The 16780-nt window shown below is 63.3% G+C and carries 16 protein-coding genes; 11 read left to right on the plus strand and 5 right to left on the minus strand.

From position 1 onward, the window contains the following. The first annotated feature begins 673 nt into the window (after positions 1-673). Positions 674-1813, plus strand: coding sequence for an AI-2E family transporter (locus tag HALO32_RS10530; protein WP_225809932.1), 1140 nt, complete (start codon positions 674-676; stop codon positions 1811-1813). Positions 1814-1853: 40 nt separating this feature from the next. Here HALO32_RS10530 and HALO32_RS10535 read toward each other — a convergent pair whose 3' ends face one another. After that, positions 1854-2099 carry a hypothetical protein gene (locus HALO32_RS10535; protein ID WP_151443837.1) on the minus strand — a complete coding sequence of 82 codons (246 nt, stop codon included), beginning with the start codon at positions 2097-2099 and terminating at the stop codon, positions 1854-1856. A 353-nt stretch (positions 2100-2452) separates the two neighbouring features. Here HALO32_RS10535 and nadA point away from each other — a divergent pair, with 353 nt between their 5' ends. Then, positions 2453-3481, plus strand: coding sequence for a quinolinate synthase NadA (gene nadA, locus HALO32_RS10540; RefSeq protein WP_151443838.1), 1029 nt, complete (start codon positions 2453-2455; stop codon positions 3479-3481). A gap of 124 nt (positions 3482-3605) precedes the next feature. Here the strand turns inward: nadA and HALO32_RS10545 are convergent, their stop codons facing one another. Next, positions 3606-5111, minus strand: a complete 1506-nt coding sequence (locus HALO32_RS10545) for a M48 family metalloprotease (protein ID WP_407646848.1) — start codon at positions 5109-5111, stop codon at positions 3606-3608. 144 nt (positions 5112-5255) lie between these two features. Between HALO32_RS10545 and HALO32_RS10550 the strand changes: the two genes are divergently transcribed. Further along, on the plus strand, positions 5256-5504 hold the full coding sequence (locus HALO32_RS10550; RefSeq protein ID WP_151443840.1) for a sulfurtransferase TusA family protein: 249 nt from the start codon (positions 5256-5258) through the stop codon (positions 5502-5504). Next, positions 5501-6601 (plus strand): AI-2E family transporter, encoded by a 1101-nt coding sequence (locus tag HALO32_RS10555; RefSeq protein WP_151443841.1) that lies wholly within the window; start codon positions 5501-5503, stop codon positions 6599-6601. The genes HALO32_RS10550 and HALO32_RS10555 overlap by 4 nt, the downstream gene beginning before the upstream one ends. A 55-nt stretch (positions 6602-6656) precedes the next feature. Here HALO32_RS10555 and HALO32_RS10560 read toward each other — a convergent pair whose 3' ends face one another. Next, entirely contained in the window at positions 6657-7130 is a 474-nt protein-coding gene (locus tag HALO32_RS10560) for a peroxiredoxin (protein ID WP_151443842.1), read from the minus strand. A 189-nt stretch (positions 7131-7319) separates the two neighbouring features. On the opposite strand from HALO32_RS10560, the gene dapA reads away from it, so the two are divergent. From dapA to purC, 4 genes are read left to right on the plus strand one after another with little or no spacing between them, the layout of a single operon-like run. After that, on the plus strand, positions 7320-8204 hold the full coding sequence (gene dapA / locus HALO32_RS10565; protein ID WP_151443843.1) for a 4-hydroxy-tetrahydrodipicolinate synthase: 885 nt from the start codon (positions 7320-7322) through the stop codon (positions 8202-8204). 46 nt (positions 8205-8250) lie between these two features. Further along, complete coding sequence (locus tag HALO32_RS10570) at positions 8251-9219, plus strand: outer membrane protein assembly factor BamC (protein ID WP_225809934.1); 969 nt, start codon at positions 8251-8253, stop codon at positions 9217-9219. Positions 9220-9230: 11 nt separating this feature from the next. Then, positions 9231-10013, plus strand: coding sequence for an MBL fold metallo-hydrolase (locus HALO32_RS10575; RefSeq protein ID WP_225809935.1), 783 nt, complete (start codon positions 9231-9233; stop codon positions 10011-10013). 41 nt (positions 10014-10054) lie between these two features. Beyond that, complete coding sequence (gene purC / locus HALO32_RS10580; protein WP_151443845.1) at positions 10055-10768, plus strand: phosphoribosylaminoimidazolesuccinocarboxamide synthase; 714 nt, start codon at positions 10055-10057, stop codon at positions 10766-10768. A 42-nt stretch (positions 10769-10810) separates the two neighbouring features. Here the strand turns inward: purC and tsaA are convergent, their stop codons facing one another. Next, positions 10811-11557 (minus strand): tRNA (N6-threonylcarbamoyladenosine(37)-N6)-methyltransferase TrmO, encoded by a 747-nt coding sequence (tsaA, locus tag HALO32_RS10585; RefSeq protein WP_151443846.1) that lies wholly within the window; start codon positions 11555-11557, stop codon positions 10811-10813. Between the two features lie 93 nt (positions 11558-11650). Between tsaA and HALO32_RS10590 the strand changes: the two genes are divergently transcribed. Further along, positions 11651-12208 (plus strand): GNAT family N-acetyltransferase, encoded by a 558-nt coding sequence (locus HALO32_RS10590; RefSeq protein WP_151443847.1) that lies wholly within the window; start codon positions 11651-11653, stop codon positions 12206-12208. 9 nt (positions 12209-12217) lie between these two features. On the opposite strand, the gene nadC is transcribed toward HALO32_RS10590, so the two are convergent. After that, entirely contained in the window at positions 12218-13069 is an 852-nt protein-coding gene (gene nadC / locus HALO32_RS10595; RefSeq protein ID WP_151443848.1) for a carboxylating nicotinate-nucleotide diphosphorylase, read from the minus strand. A 76-nt stretch (positions 13070-13145) separates the two neighbouring features. Here nadC and ampD point away from each other — a divergent pair, with 76 nt between their 5' ends. Continuing rightward, on the plus strand, positions 13146-13709 hold the full coding sequence (gene ampD / locus HALO32_RS10600; protein WP_151443849.1) for a 1,6-anhydro-N-acetylmuramyl-L-alanine amidase AmpD: 564 nt from the start codon (positions 13146-13148) through the stop codon (positions 13707-13709). Positions 13710-14043: 334 nt separating this feature from the next. Further along, positions 14044-16716 carry a pyruvate dehydrogenase (acetyl-transferring), homodimeric type gene (gene aceE / locus HALO32_RS10605; RefSeq protein WP_151443850.1) on the plus strand — a complete coding sequence of 891 codons (2673 nt, stop codon included), beginning with the start codon at positions 14044-14046 and terminating at the stop codon, positions 16714-16716. Positions 16717-16780 lie beyond the last annotated feature (64 nt).

Below are 16780 nucleotides of genomic sequence, written 5' to 3' on the forward strand. Positions count from 1 at the left end.
CGTCCTCTGCCAGGGGAGAGATGAAGCGACTTGCCATGCTGCCGTCCTAAGCTGAAATCCTATCGGCACTATGCATGAAAATATCTGCCTAGTCACTTATGTGACCGTCAAGAAGGAGTACGACCGCCTGCTGAGCTACCGTCGACCCACGTGACGTCATCGTCCTTCCGAACCGGTAGCTTAGTCCAGCGTCCTGTCCACCGAGATCCAGGAATCCACTGGTCGTCACCACGACGCCGACGATACGGCCATCTTTGCCGATGACCAGGTCATTGGTCTCGACGATGTCTTCATCCGAACCTCGGGATCGACGTTGTTGCCGATGACGTCGGTGGCGTAAAAGGCACTTGATGGCTTGCCACTCAGCCGCGACGCGTCTGCGCGCCTTTTTTCGTCAATGTAATCGATGGTAGTTGTATTGCTGTCGGTCTGCTGAGCCGTATTGTTAGACGGCTTGTCGTCAGGCTGTTTAGTTTGTCTGTGCGATGACGAACACAGGAACGTTTTAGAGTTAAGTAAAAAACGATAGAAACAAGGCGATAGAAACACCACCGGAAACCTATGTACGATACCGCACTGAACTGGCATTGAAATTCAACTACTGTCCACATTACATCCTTGCATGTGAAAATGTGAGGAAATGGATAAGAAATGGCCCTGTGGAGACCATCGAATGGACAAGAATGAGGAGGGAGGTCCTGATAAACGACTGTTCAATGCAGTTGAGCTGAGATTGTTTCGCTACACCCTGATTCTCTTGTCTCTGGTTGTACTGACTGCGCTGATCGGTATCGCCGTGTGGACATTTAGCCGGTTACTTAATGCGTTTTACAACTTGCTGCTTTCGCTCGCACTTGCCGGTGTTCTGGCACTGGTGCTTCATCCTGTAGTCGAATTTCTCGAGAGACGGGTTCACTTGCCCGCCTTGTTGGCTATCATTGTTGTGCTGGTGCTTTTTTTCGTGAGTATCGGTGGCCTGATTTACCTGCTCGTCCCCATTCTGGCTAGTCAGGTCGTCCAGTTGATGACCATCTTGCCTGATGCGTTAGCAAGATTTCAGGAACACTTCTCCACTCATTTTCCAGGACTCAGCTCCATGATTTCCACTCGCATGGAGACCAGCAGTGGGGAAGAGACAAAGTCAGTGGTGCCAGGAATGGAAAACCCGGGGAAGGCTATCATGTCCTATCTCGGGCTGTTGGCGAGTATCAGTTTCGTACCCCTGTTCCTGTTCTTTACCCTGCTCTCCGGGGACTCGCTGCGCAGCCAGGTAACTGAACTTCTATCCATTTTTCACAAGACCACACAGAAAAAAGCACTGTACTTAATCGATGTGTTCGTGGGATACATCACTGCCTTTTTTCAGGGGCAGTTGATTATAGCCATGTGCATGGGAACCTTGTATGCCATGAGCTTCACGTTGATCGGCTTGAAGTTTGGCGTGCTTGTCGGGCTAGTGCTGGGTCTGATGAATATCGTGCCTTTCCTGGGTACCTTGATAGGTCTGCTGGTGGTCCTGCCCATGGCTTATCTACAACCGAGTGGGGGTGTTGAATTACTGGTCCTTGCCGGGCTGGTGTTCGCGGCCGTGCAACTGATCGAAAGCTGGCTCTTGACACCGAAAATCATGGCCAACCGTTCCGGGCTTCACCCTGCCATCGTGGTCATTTCCCTGTTCTTCTGGGGCACGGCCTTGGGCGGCATGATCGGACTGATCCTGGCAGTACCCCTGACGGCATTCTTCGTTGCCATCTGGCGCGAGATCAAGATTAGCCTGAAGCGGACACTGAGCAACCGAGATGAACGGCCTTGACTCGGCTGGCGTACCCGGGACAGGCACCCCAGCCGCAGCCTCATGAAGGAACGTCGGAGACCGTCGCGTTGATATCCTGGCTCATCAGGTCTTCGTCGCCTTCGGCAGCGCGTCTTTCGGGTTCCTCAGTCGTTGTCCTGACGGGCGTCCCGCGCGGTGTTTCGGGCAAGCGTTGTGGCGTGAAGGGGTAGCCGTGCTCCTGTTCGCCGAGGGCGCAGTCGGGCAGCCGTGTGAACGCCGTGAACATGGGGGCGGTGGGGGCGTTGTGCTGGATGGGGATTGGCATGGTGACCTCGCGTCATTGACCGGCCTTCACGATGTCGTGAAGCAGCGGTAGCGCAATTCTAGCGGAATGGCTGGCCGCCGTCGGTGCGCCAAGACACTAACGCCCCCGATAACCGTCAAGCGCATGGCGAGCCCTTGATCCGGAAGGTTGGTGCCCCCATCTTATTCATAAGACGCTTTTCTGGGCGAGACTGGTCAATATTCCGCCGTTCTGGTCTAGAATGGGTGTCTGGGTCGGCCATCGCGAGAGACGCAGCGGTTGACCCTCTGGTGTGTTGCCCCGTGCGGAGTGCACGAGCGGTGGCACCTGGTGTAACGCAGGGGGAGCCCCTGCCTGTCACGGTGGTAGACACGATGACAATCATGACGTCCCGTGCCGATCTGCGCGAGCAGCTCGCACGCACCTATTGCCCCACCCGTATTCCCTCCGAGGACGAGGCGCGCATCGAGGAGATCAAGTCTCTGCTCGAGGCCAACAACGCCGTGCTGGTGGCGCATTACTATACTGATGATGCCATCCAGCAGTTGGCCGAGGAGACGGGCGGTTGCGTTGCCGATTCACTCGAGATGGCTCGTTTCGGCGCCCGCCACGAGGCCGATACCCTGGTGGTGGCCGGTGTGCGCTTCATGGGGGAGACCGCCAAGATACTCTCCCCGGAGAAGCGCGTGTTGATGCCCACTCTGGAGGCAACCTGCTCGCTGGACGTGGGCTGTCCGGCCGACGCGTTCAGCGCTTTCTGTGATGCTCATCCCGATCGTACCGTGGTGGTCTATGCCAATACGTCCGCGGCGGTGAAGGCGCGCGCCGACTGGGTGGTGACTTCCTCGATCGCCGTGGATGTCATCGAGCACCTTCAGGCCAGGGGCGAGAAGATCCTCTGGGCGCCCGACAAGCACCTGGGTGGCTACATCCAGAAGCAGACCGGTGCCGACATGCTGCTCTGGGATGGCGCCTGCATCGTCCACGAGGAGTTCAAGGCCAAGGGGGTCGAGGACCTCAAGGGGCTGTATCCCGAGGCCGCGGTGCTGGTGCACCCGGAGTCACCGGCCTCGGTGGTCGAGTTGGCCGACGTGGTGGGTTCCACCTCTCAGCTGATAAGGGCGGCCCAGGAACTACCTCATGACAAGTTGATCGTGGCCACCGACCGCGGCATCTTCTTCAAGATGCAGCAGGCAGTGCCCGAGAAGACGCTTTTCGAGGCGCCCACCGCCGGCAATGGTGCGACCTGCAAGAGTTGCGCCCACTGCCCCTGGATGGCGATGAATGCCCTGGACAATCTGGCAGGCAGCCTGCGTGGCGGCTCGGGAGAGATCTTCGTCGATGACGCCCTGCGCCTAGCGGCCCTCAAGCCCCTCGAGCGGATGCTCAATTTCCAGAAGTAATAGCTCCCCGCTACCAGCGCCGAGCTACAAGCAACCCCCGAGGCCATGATTTCGGGAGTTGCTTGTGCTGAACGGGGCTCATTCTGCTGGCCGCTTGGCCGCTTGGCCGCTTGGCCGTTTCCAACTACTGAAACTCTTCCAGCGTCTCCCGGTAACCGAGAAAAGCTTCCCGCCGCCGCTCGATTTGGCTGACTGCGGCGTTATCGCCCTCGCTTTCGGCGACGTCCTTCGCCACCTCGAGCTGGCGGATGGCGCGGTCGATACGACCGGTGAGCTGTAGCTGCTCGGCGCGGGCCAGGTGACCCCAGGCCTCGCGGCCACTGCGCCCGGCGGCCTCGCCAAGCAGGGTGAACACTTGCGGGTCCTCGGGCCGCGCGTCGGCCAGGTCGCGCAGCACGCGATAGGCCTCGTTGGGATCGCGCTGCAGCAGCGCTTCTCCCAGTAGCCGTCTCGCCGGCGCATAGTCCGGCATCAGTCGCAGCTGGCGCCGGCTGCGGTCGATGGCATCGTCGATGCGGCCGGCCTCGAAGGCGACCTGGGCCGCCGAGGCCGGCAGCATCGCCAGGTCGGGCTCTGATCGTGCCAGGGCGTCGAGCTCGTTCAGCGCCCGGTCGGTGTGACCGGCTCGGGCATCGATCAGCGCGGCCAGGTAGCGTCGGGCCGCCTCCGGCGCCTGGTCCTGTGCCAGGCGGGTGGTGGCCTGCTGCGGGTCACGGTCGTGGACCGTCAGCAGCGCCCGGGCCCTCACCAGCTGGTAGTGAGGATCCTTGTTACGTGGGACCGCCACGCTAATCTGGTCGGCGCGGTCCTGGGTATCGCTGATGCGTGACTCTGTCACCGGATGAGTGAGCAGAAACTCAGGGGGACTCCCCCCTTGCAGGCTCACCATGCGTTGCATGGCGCGGAACATTTCCACCATGGCGTCGGGTTCGTAGCCGGCATTTGCCATGGCCTGCAGGCCTACACGGTCGGCCTCCTGCTCGAAGCGCCGGGAGTAGCTCAGCTGATCCTGGATGACGGCGGCCTGTGTGCCCATGGCGGCGGCGATGCCGGCATCGCCGCCGCCTCCGGCGGCGATCAGCATCCCGGCAAGCATGGCCGCCATGGCCGGGATCTGGGTCTGTTCGGCGCGGGCCTGGCCGCGGGCATAATGGCGCTGAGAAAGATGGCCGAGCTCGTGGGCGACCACCGAGGCCAGCTCGGCTTCACGTTCGGCGAAGGCGAACAGTCCGGCATTGATGCCGATCACTCCGCCGGGTACGGCGAAGGCATTGAGCAGACGGCTCTCCACCAGGGTGATGGCAGTGCGGGCGTCTCCCAGGCCACTGTGGGGCAGCAGACGGGCGACCAGTGACTCTACGTAATCCTGAGCGATGGCATCCTGCCATTCGGGGGCCCGGGCGCGAAACTGGCGGAGCCAGGCGCGACCGAGTCGGTACTCCTCGCCACTCATGGCCTGGCTACCACTGCCGGACAGGCTGGGCAGGCCGTAATCGCCCCCGGACGTGATCGCCGGGCTGCGGGACAGGCCAGGCGCCTCGTAGCGGTCGGGCGACTGGGCCTGTGAGGGGAGAGCCAGTACCAGGCTCAGGGCGCAGGCGGGTAGACAATATCCGGTTCGACGCAGCATGGCCATCCTCGTCAAGGGGCGAAAGCAGTGGCAGGTACCCTGTACTGACATTGATTCGGCCTGCAAAGTGCCTTTAAATCGCAGGGACTTGCGTGCGGGCCAATGAGCCGGCATGTCCTGACTTGTTTTTTCCCGGGAGACACCATGGCGCTGCAACCCGATGACCTGCTCGATGCCCGCGGTCTTCCCTGCCCCCTTCCACTGCTCAAGGCGAAGCAGTCCCTGGTACGCCTCTCGCCTGGCCAACTGCTGGAGGTGATGGCCACCGATGCGGGCTCCTGGCGCGACTTCGAGACCTTCGTGGCGCAGAGTGTGCACGAAATGCCGGCCAGGGAAGAGCGAGGTGACGTCTACCATTACTGGATCCGCAAGGGTGGGGAGCCAGATTCATGACTTTGAGGTCGGTCTTCAAGAGCTGGATCGACCATTATTTCTCGGACGAGGAGGCGGTGATCCTGCTGGTGGTGCTGGTGCTGGGATTCGCGGCTGTGATCCTGTTCGGACGCATGCTGGCGCCCTTTCTTACTGCCCTGGTAATCGCCTTCCTGCTGCAGGGGCCGGTGAGCTGGATGGAACGGCGCAGGATGCCTCGCCTGCTGGCGGTCTTCGTGGTGTTCCTCGCTTTTATCGGGGTACTGCTGGCGCTGGCCTTCATCCTGATGCCGCTGATCTGGAATCAGCTGGTGGGGCTGGTCCAGGAGGCGCCGCGCATGTTCGCCAGCGGTCAGCGGTTGCTGGACGATCTCCAGGAGCGCTATCCCAATCTGATCACCCCCGACCAGATGCAGAACTGGATAGACGTGGCCGGCCGCGAGGTGACGCAACTTGGCCAGCGCGCCCTGACCCTGTCACTGGCCTCGCTGGGCAACGTCCTGACACTGATCGTCTACCTGATCCTGGTGCCGATCCTGGTGTTGTTCATGCTCAAGGATCGCGATCTCCTGGTGGGCTTTACCACTTCGTTGCTGCCCCAGCGGCGCGAGCTGATGACGCGTATCTGGGAGGAGATGGACGACCAGATCGCCAACTACGTGCGCGGAAAGGTCATCGAGATCATCATCGTCGGCAGCGTGGCCTTCTTCACCTTCGCCTATTTCGGGCTTCCCTACACGGCGCTGCTGGCGGTGGTGGTGGGCCTGTCGGTGCTGGTGCCGTATATCGGGGCGGCGGTAACCACCCTGCCGGTGGCGGCGGTTGCCGGCTTTCACTTTGGCCTGACGGATGAGTTTGTCTATGTGCTGGTCGCCTATGGTGTGCTGCAGGCACTGGATGGCAATGTCCTGTCGCCGATCCTGTTCTCCGAGGCGGTCAACATCCATCCGGTATCGATCATTCTGGCGATCCTCTTCTTCGGCGGCATCTGGGGCTTCTGGGGGGTCTTCTTCGCCATCCCGCTGGCGACCCTGATCAAGGCACTGGTCTACGCCTGGCCACGGGGCATCAAGCAGCGTCACCTGCAGGAAGCGGCCGAGACGCCCGCCGAGCGGTAAACGTGGCGAGGCGCGGAAGGTCATTTGCGCGAAGCAAGCCAAGAGGTGGGAAGGGTCAGTTATCGTGCAGTGTCTGGGCGGCTTCCAGCACCTCCTGAGCATGGCCCTTGACCTTGACACCACGCCACTCGCGGGCAAGCTTGCCGTCGGCATCGATCAGGAAGGTGCTGCGCTCGATGCCCAGATGCTCCTTGCCGTAGAGCTTCTTCAGCTTGATCACGTCGAACAGTCGGCAGAGCGATTCGTCCTTGTCGGAGATCAGCGCAAAGTTGAAGTCCTGCTTGGCCTTGAAGTTCTCCTGGGCTCGAATGCCGTCTCGGGAGACCCCGAGAATCACGGTGTTGGCGGCATCGAAGGCCTCCTTGCGGTCGCGGAAGTCGCCGCCCTCGGTGGTGCATCCGGGTGTGCTGGCCTTGGGGTAGAAGTAGACCACGACCTGCTGTCCTTTCAGCTCGGAGAGGGTGACGGTGGTATCACCGGTGGCGGTGGCGGTGAAGTCCGGAACGGGCTCGCCTAGACTGACGCTCATGGTCGTGCTCCTGTCGTGGTTGTGAAAATGAACTCCGATTACACGCAACCCGCGGCGAACTGTAAAGCCGTGGCTGTACAGACTCCCGAGGCCTGAGTACCATCTGGCCCCTGATACCGGGGCAGCTTCCGGGGCGTTGCCCGAGGCCCGAGAGGCGCGAATGCAGGCGAATCGAGAGGAATCGAGAGGATGATCACTGGCAGTATCGTCGCGCTGGCGACGCCGATGAAGGTCAACGGCGATATCGACTGGGAGGCCCTGCGCCGCCTGGTCCACTTTCATCTCGACAACGGCACCGATGCGATCGTGGCGGCCGGCACCACCGGCGAGCCGACCACCATGTCGTTCGCCGAGCATTTCGATGTCATTCGTACTGTCGTTGAGGAGGTGAACGGGCGCATCCCGGTGATTGCCGGCACCGGCTCCAACAATACCACCGAGGCGGTGGAGCTGGCCCGCTATGCCAGTGAGGTTGGGGCGGACTGCTGCCTGACCGTGGCGCCCTATTACAACAAGCCCACCCAGGAAGGGCTCTACCGGCACTTCAAGGCCATCGCCGAGAGCAGCGACCTGCCGGTTATTCTCTACAACGTGCCGGGGCGCACCTGTTCGGACATCTACAACGAGACCGTGCTGCGCCTGGCCGACGTCGACAAGATCATCGGGCTCAAGGACGCCACCGGCAACCTGGAGCGTGCCGAGGACTTGATCGCACGCCTCGAGGGCAGCGGCTTCATGCTATATTCCGGCGATGACGCCACCGCCTGCGACTTCATGCTGATGGGGGGCCATGGCGACATCTCGGTGACCGCCAACGTGGCCCCGCGGGCCATGCACGATCTGTCCAGCGCCGCCGTGGCCGGGAATGCCGACAAGGCCCACCAGATCAACACCCGTTTGATGCCGCTGCATACCAACCTGGGGATCGAGTCCAACCCGATTCCGGTCAAGTGGGCGTTGTATCGCATGGGTCACATCGAGCCCGGCATCCGATTGCCCCTGACCTGGCTCTCCGAGAAGTACCACTCCACCGTCAGCGAGGCCCTGCAGCTGGCAGGCCTGATCGACGACTGAGCGGTGCTCGATACCGCACCCCGCAAACATTAGGCAAGGTGGATGCATGAACTCTGCGCTGAAAGGAATGCCGCTGGCGGCGGTCATTGTCCTGGTCATGTCCGGCTGTGCCCGTGATGGCTTCTATCATGACCGCAACCTCGACTATGACGAGGCTGAGGAGAGTGCCCCCCTGGAGCTGCCGGACGGCCGCAACACACAGCGCTATCGGGATGCCATGCCGGTTCCCGAGGTCGGTGATGCGCGCCCCGCCGAGAATGGCGTCGTGGAGGCACCGCTCCCCCAGGCCCTGTCGCCCGGGCGCAGTAGGGAGCGAGGCTATGTGGAGCGTCGCGCCATCGGCGACGAGCGTTGGCTGGTGGTGGGCGCGGAACCGGCAACGGTCTGGCCAGAGCTCGAGCGCTTCGTGCGCAGTCGCGGCCTGACCGTCACGGCCAGCGACTCCCGCCGCGGTATCCTGGAAACCGAACAGGCCAGGCTCAGCGTCCGTCCGGCGCTGCGCAGCGGCGATAGCGAGATACGCTGTGAGCAGGGGGGTACCACCCAGGCAGCCTGCTTGACGGCCCTGGAGCGTCACTTCGAGGCACTCAGCCTGTCGTCGAGCGCTTCATCGCTGGCCGTGCAGCGTCCCGATGCCCAGGATCGTGCGAGGTTCGAGCAGCGTGGCGACAACTGGCAGGTCGTCTTGCCCTTTGAGGCAGACCGTGTCTGGGCGGAACTCAGCCACCAGCTGGAACTCGCCTTCGCCGTCGAGGATCGACGCGAACTGCTCGAGCGCGATCCTGCGTCGCGTAGTTTCCTGGTGCGTTACCTGACGCTCAGTGAACGGCAGCGAGGCCTGTTGCAGTCGCTGGCGACCCTGAATCTGGGCGAGTCGACGCAACAGGTCCGTCTTGTCCTGGAAGCGCGTGGACCCGAGCAGACCGTGCTCAAGGCAGAGCCTGCCGGCGAGGAAGCCCTTTCCGCTGATGACGAGCGCGAACTGCTCGAGCGGGTGGCGGGTCTGTTGCGCTGATGAGTGGCACGGTGCGAGGCGCCCATGGGCGCCTCTCCTTCGCTTCACTGGGCAGCGGAAGCAAGGGCAACGCCACCCTGGTCAGTGACGGCGAGACGCACCTGCTGGTCGACTGTGGCTTCACCCTGCGCGATACCGAGCGACGCCTGGCCCGCCTGGGGCTGCATCCTCGTCAGCTCGATGCCCTGCTGGTCACCCACGAACACGGCGACCATGTGCGGGGCGTCGGGCCTCTGGCTCGCCGATACGGCGTGCCGGTCCACCTGACACCGGGTACCTGGCTGTCGGGTCGGTTTGGCGAACTGCCCCATCGTCACTGGATCACCCCCCAGGCCCGTTTTGCGGTCAAGGGGCTGACCATCGACCCTGTTACCGTGCCCCACGACGCCCGAGAGCCGGTGCAGTTTCGCATCCTGGCCGGCGAGCGGTGTCTCGGACTTCTGACCGACCTGGGACATCCCAGTGCGCATGTGGTCGAGGCCTTTGCCGGCTGCGATGGCCTGGTGCTGGAGTGTAACCACGACCCGCGCTTGCTTGCCGAGGGACCCTATCCCGCGAGCCTGAGGCGTCGGGTCGGCGGCGACTGGGGACACCTGGCCAATAGCCAGGCAGCCTGGCTGCTTCAGCGGCTGGGGCTCGACCGCCTTCAGCGCATCGTCTGTTCCCATCTTTCCGATCAAAACAATCGCCCCGAGCTGGCCCTGGAGGCCCTGCTGCCGCTGCTCGACGGCGATGAATCCCGGTTGAGAGTCGCCGCCCAGGACACTGGCCTGGCGTGGCAGACCCTCGGCTGACCGACCACCCCGATTCGTATCCGCGCCTCTGGAGGCTCCCCATGGAAAAGCGCCAAGAACTCTATGCCGGCAAGGCCAAGTCGGTCCATGCCACCGACGACGCCGATCGCCTGATCCTCACCTTCCGCGACGACACCAGCGCCTTCGATGGCGAGCGCATGGAGTCGCTGGCCCGCAAGGGCATGGTCAACAACCGCTTCAATGCCTTCATCATGGAGACGCTTCAGGCGGCGGGAATCCCCACCCATTTCGACCGGCGCCTCTCCGACACCGAGAGCCTGGTCAAGAAGCTCGATATGATCCCGGTGGAGTGCGTGGTGCGCAACATCGCGGCCGGCGGCCTGGTCAAGCGTCTCGGCGTGGAGGAGGGCCAGGCCCTCGACCCGCCCACCTTCGAGCTGTTCCTCAAGAACGATGCCCTGCACGACCCGATGATCAACGAGTCGCTGGCCGAGACTTTCGGCTGGGCGACCCCCGAACAGCTGGCCGAGATGAAGGCGCTCACCTTTCGGGTCAACGGGGTGCTCAAGCAGCTGTTCGCCGCGGGTGGCCTGCTGCTGGTGGACTACAAGCTGGAGTTCGGTCTGTTCAAGGGCGAGATCGTGCTGGGCGACGAGTTCTCTCCGGATGGCTGTCGCCTGTGGGACGCCGAGACCCGCGAGAAGCTCGACAAGGACCGCTTTCGCCAGGGGCTGGGCGGCGTGATCGAGGCCTACGAGGAGGTCGGGCGGCGCATCGGTATTGACTTCGACTGAGACCACAGGCGCGTCGCGAGAAGGGCCCCGCGGGGCCCTTCGTCATGTCCGGCCGTCGGCCGGCAGGATCTCGACCACCCTCAGGGTCGCGGCGCCGGCCCGCTCCTGCAGTACCTGGAAGCGCACGTCCAGGTCGCGCAGTCGGACGCCGTAGATCCGCGCCTCGGCGCCGCTGCGATAGGCAGGGCGCGGGTCCTGGGCCAGCACCTGATGGATCAGGTCGCGCAGCGAGTCAGCGTCCGAGCGCTGGTCGACAACGGCCTCCGCCTCGGGCGAGAGGCTGACCGCCAGGGTCGGCGGCGGCTCGGGGGCGAACCCGGCGCGGGCCTCGGGGCGGGACTCCGCCCAGGGCAGGTAGGGCTTGATGTCGAGCACCGGGGTGCCGTCGACCAGGTCGGCGCCGCGAAGCCCCAGGCGCACGCCGCGGGAGGTGTCGATCTCGACCAGCTCCACCAGCGACAGTCCCAGGCGGTTGGGTCGGTGGGTACTGCGGCTGGCGAAGACGCCCATCCGAGTGTTGCCGCCCAGGCGAGGCGGGCGCACCAGCGGGGTCCAGTCTGACGGGTCGTGCGGCGTCGGACTGAGGTGGAAGACGAAGGTCAGCCAGAGATGGCTGAAGGCTTCCAGGCCGCGCACCGCCAGGGGGTCAGCAAAGGGCGGGACCATCACCAGGGAGGCCCGGGCCGCCGTGGCCAGCCCGGGCTGGCGCGGGATACCGAACTTGTCCGGGAAGTCGCTTTCGATGACGCCGATGGTCCTTAAATGGAAGACGTCGGACGATTCGTTCATGGCCTATCCTTTCGGTGTCCAGCCCCCGGGCTTGGCCTGGTGGCGTGGCTTGGGTAGTCTGCGGGGCGGGTCATCATTTCAGGAAGGTCTCGCATGCATCTTGCCGAACTCGATAAAGGGTCCGCGCCGGCCGAGCCGCCGCCATCCGGGCATCGTCGTGGACCGCGAATTGTCTATCGCACGGCCCGGGCACGCGACGCCGCCGACCAGGCCGAGGTTTTCCACCATGCCGTGATGCAGGGCGCGGCGGGATACTATTCGCTGGCCGAACGCGAGGCCTGGGCGATGGTGCTGCCGCGTGAGGGCTGCGCCTGGGCAGCGCGTCAAGCGCTCTATACGACCCTGGTCGCCGACTGCGAAGGTCGCTGTGTGGGGTTCCTGGAACTGGATATCCCCCGTGGGCGGATCGAGACCCTCTATGTCTGGCCGTCCCTTGGCCGGCGCGGGATCGGCTCGACGCTGCTGGTGCATGCCGAGCGTCTCTTGCTGGAGCAGGGCATGACGCGGGCGACCATCGAGTCCAGCGCCATGCTGGTCGATGGCCTGGTGCGCCGAGGCTGGCAGCGGCGGGGCGACGACTGGGTCGAGCGCGGTGGCGAGCGGCTCTATCGCCAGCGGCTCGAGAAGCGGCTCCTCGCCGTCGAGACCTGACGGCGTCTCTCAGGCCTGCTGTTCGACGATACGCATCGACAGGTCGATGGCCTCGATATCCTTGGTCAGGGCGCCGCTGGAAATGCAATCCACGCCGGTCTCGGCGATGGCGCGCAGGGTGCTCTCGTCGACGTTGCCCGAGGCCTCCAGGGTGGCACGCCTGGCGCTGCGCCGCACCGCTTCGCGCATGTCGTCGAGGCTGAAGTTGTCGAGCATGATCACGTCGGCGCCGGCCTCGAGTGCCAGGTCCAGCTCCTCGAAGGTCTCCACCTCCACCTCCACAGGCAGGTCGCTGGCGATGTTGCGCGCCTCGCGCACCGTCGCCGCAATGCCGCCGCAGGCGGCGATGTGATTCTCCTTGATCAGGAAGGCGTCATAGAGACCGATGCGGTGATTGTGACCGCCGCCACAGGTCACCGCGTACTTCTGGGCGAGCCTCAGGCCGGGCAGGGTCTTGCGGGTGTCCAGCATGCGCACCCCGGTCCCCTCGAGCAGGTCCACGAAGTGGCGGGTGCGGGTCGCCGTGGCGGAGAGGGTCTGCAGCAGGTTGAGCGCGGCCCGCTCCCCGGTAAGCAGGCTGCGTGCGGGGCCCTCCAGCTCGAGGAAGGTCTGGCCGGGCGCCAGGCGATCGCCGTCGGCGGCCTGCCAGTGCAGCGCAACCCGGGCATCGAGACGTCGGTACAGTTCGTCGACCCAGGCCACGCCGCACAGCACCGCGGCCTGGCGGGTGATCACCCGCGCCCAGGTTATCTTCTTGTCGGGGATCAGCTGAGCGGTGATGTCGCCGGGGCCGACATCCTCGGCCAGCAGCCGAGCGGCACTTTCACGGATCTCTTCGGCAAGGGCGTCCTGGTAATGCATGGCGGGCTCATCTCTGTTCGGTGAAGCGTGAGACGGTCATTATAGGGAAACCCATGCATCGACGTCAGGGAAAACCATGCACATCGACAACGGCTGGCTACAGCGAGCTCGCAGGGTGCCCTCGCCCAACCAGGACGCACGACCGGCCGGGGAGGTCTCGCTGTTGCTGCTGCACGCCATCAGCCTGCCGCCCGGGGTCTTCGGCGGCGAGCATATCGAGCGGCTGTTCACCAACCGGCTGGATCCTCAGGCACACCCCTTCTTCGCGACCATCGCCGACCTGCGTGTCTCGGCCCACCTGCTGATTCGGCGGGACGGCGAGTGCGTGCAGTTCGTGCCCTTCGAGGCGCGGGCCTGGCATGCCGGCCGCTCGCGGTGGCGGGACGGAGGGGTCGAGCGCCGGGCACTGAACGATTTCGCCCTGGGCATCGAGTTGGAGGGTGACGAGGTCAGCCCCTATACCGGGGCCCAGTACCGGGTGCTTGCAGCCGTTACCCGCGCACTGCTCGATGCCTACCCGTCCCTCGACGAGAGACGCATCACCAGTCATGCCCGAGTGGCGCCATTGCGCAAGAACGACCCGGGCCCCGCCTTTGACTGGGCCTACTTTCGCCAGGAAATAGAAAGAATACGTTCCTGAAGGATGCCAAGGAGAAGGGAATGATCGAGCTGAAAGGCACGCTTGCTTCATACGGTAGTTTAACTACAACTGCCTGAGAGGGGCGAGTTTCGATGGGCAGGGGGATCTAATCCCCTGTGTTGCGGTGCAATATGATTTTATGGAATGTTTTTCCATTCTATCTTGAATTGGCAGGAGCCGGTGTTTACGGTATCTTCGCGCCAATGGCAGCGGCATCGCAAACTTCTTGTAAAATAACTACAGGCCTGACGCATTCGGCCCCCATTAATGTACATGAGCTCCACTCGCCCCTCTACGGGGGTTGTAGTCCTTACCGTCATTCGGAGAGACGTCTATGAGTCTGGAAACAAGAGAAGATCTCGATCCGGTCGAAACCACGGAATGGCTGGATTCCCTGGAGTCGGTCCTGGATCGCGAGGGCGAAGATCGTGCCCGGTACCTGATGACACGCCTGGTTGACCGCGTCCGTCGCGATGGCATGCAGGTACCCTTCTCGGTGACTACCCCACATCGCAACTCCATCCCGGTACATCGCGAAGCGCCGCTGCCCGGCGACATCTTCATGGAGCGGCGGATTCGTTCGCTGGTCCGTTACAACGCGATCGCCCAGGTGATTCGCAACAATCGCGCGAACCCGGGACTGGGTGGTCACATCGCCAGCTTCATGTCGGCAGCGACGCTCTATGATGTGGGCTTCAACCACTTCTTCCGCGCCCCGAACGGCGACTTCGAGGGCGACCTGGTCTACATCCAGGGACATGTGGCGCCGGGCGTTTACGCGCGTTCCTATCTGCTGGGCCGCCTTACCGAAGACCAGATGGACAAGTTCCGCCAGGAGGTCGATGGTGACGGCCTGTCATCCTATCCCCACCCCTGGCTGATGCCGGACTTCTGGCAGTTCCCCACGGTATCCATGGGCCTCGGGCCGATTCAGGCCATCTACCAGGCCCACGTGATGAAGTACCTGGATGCCCGTGAGCTCAAGGACATGCATGATCGCAAGATCTGGTGCTTCATGGGCGATGGCGAATGCGACGAGCCGGAATCGCTGGGCGCCATCCACCTGGCCAGCCGCGAGAAGCTCGACAACCTGATCTTCGTCATCAACTGCAACCTGCAGCGCCTGGATGGCCCGGTTCGCGGCAATGGCCGCATCATGGACGAGCTGGAAGGGGTCTTCCGCGGTGCCGGCTGGAACGTGCTGAAGGTCGTCTGGGGCCGCCTCTGGGACCCGCTGTTCGAGAAGGACAAGAAGGGGATCCTGCAGAAGCGCATGGACGAGGCAGTCGACGGCGAGTACCAGAACTACAAGGCCAACGGCGGCGCCTATACCCGGGAGCATTTCTTCGGCAAATATCCCGAAACCGAGGAGATGGTCAAGGATCTGTCGGACGAGGATATCTGGAAGCTCAACCGGGGCGGCCATGACCCCTTCAAGGTGTATGCGGCCTATCACGAGGCGACCCAGAACGCCAACGGCCGTCCCACCGTGATTCTGGCGCACACCGTCAAGGGCTACGGCATGGGTAGCGGTGACGGTGAAGCGGCCAACGAGGCCCACCAGGTCAAGACCATGGAGTACGAGGCGCTCAAGACATTCCGCGACCGCTTCGGCATTCCATTGAACGACGAACAGCTCAAGGAAGTGCCTTACTACAAGCCCGAGGATGATTCTCCCGAGCTCAAGTACATGCACCTCCAGCGCGAGCGGCTGGGTGGCTATGTGCCGAGTCGGCGCAGCGACTTCGAGGCGCTGGATATTCCGCCACTGGATGACAAGATCTTTGCCTCGCAGACCGGCGGCTCCAAGGGCCGTGAAGTGTCCACCACCATGGCCTTCGTGCGCGTGCTGAATGGTCTGGTCAAGCACAAGCAGCTGGGTTCAAGAGTCGTGCCGATCGTTCCCGACGAGGCACGCACCTTCGGCATGGAGGGCATGTTCCGCCAGCTCGGCATCTACACCTCCGAGGGGCAGAAATACGAGCCGGTCGACAAGGGCCAGATCATGTTCTACCGCGAGGATCAGAAGGGTCAGATCCTCGAGGAGGGGATCACCGAGGCCGGCGCCATGTCGGCGTGGATCGCTGCGGCGACCTCGTATTCCAACAACAACCTCACGTTGCTGCCCTTCTACGTGTATTACTCGATGTTCGGCTTTCAGCGCATCGGCGATCTCGCCTGGTCGGCCGGTGACATGCAGGCCCGAGGCTTCTTGATCGGCGGTACCGCTGGACGCACTACCCTCAACGGGGAAGGGCTCCAGCACCAGGATGGTCATTCGCACATCCTGGCTTCGACCATCCCCAACTGCCGCTGCTACGACCCCACCTATGCCCATGAGGTAGCGGTCATCGTCCAGGACGGTCTGAAGCGCATGTTCACCGACAAGGAGAACTGCTTCTACTACCTGACGGTGATGAACGAGAACTACGAGCATCCCGAGCTCGAAACGGTGCCTGCGGAGGACATCATCAAGGGCATGTATCTGCTGCGCGAGACCTCGGGCGACAAGGGTCGCGTGCAGTTGATGGGCTCGGGCACCATCCTTCGCGAGGTCGAGGCTGCCGCCGAGATGCTGGCCGACGAGTGGGGCGTGGGCGCCGACATCTGGAGCGTCACCAGCTTCAACGAGCTGCGCCGCGAGGCCCTGGAGATCGATCGTCAGGCCTTCATCAATCCCGACGCCGCGCCGGGCAAGCCTCACGTTACTGCCTGCCTGGAGGACCGGAAGGGGCCGGCGATCGCTGCTACCGACTACATGAAGTTGTTCGCCGACCAGGTCCGCGCCTGGGTGCCGACCAACTACCATGTATTGGGGACCGACGGCTTCGGTCGCTCCGATACCCGCGAGAAGCTGCGCGCCTTCTTCGAGGTCGACCGCCGCTTCGTGACCGTGGCTGCACTCAAGGCGCTGGCCGACTGTGGCGAGCTGGATCGCAAGGTCGTCGGCGAGGCGCTCAAGAAATACGGCATCGATCCTGCCAAGCCCAACCCCCTTGAGGTGTGAGGCGACGATCGAGTGAAACGTTGGCATGGCGGGCCCACGCGGCCCGCTCCCGTCAAGAGTTTGA

This window comes from Halomonas lysinitropha (assembly GCF_902500215.1).
In the GTDB taxonomy this organism is placed as follows: Bacteria; Pseudomonadota; Gammaproteobacteria; order Pseudomonadales; family Halomonadaceae; genus Halomonas; species Halomonas lysinitropha.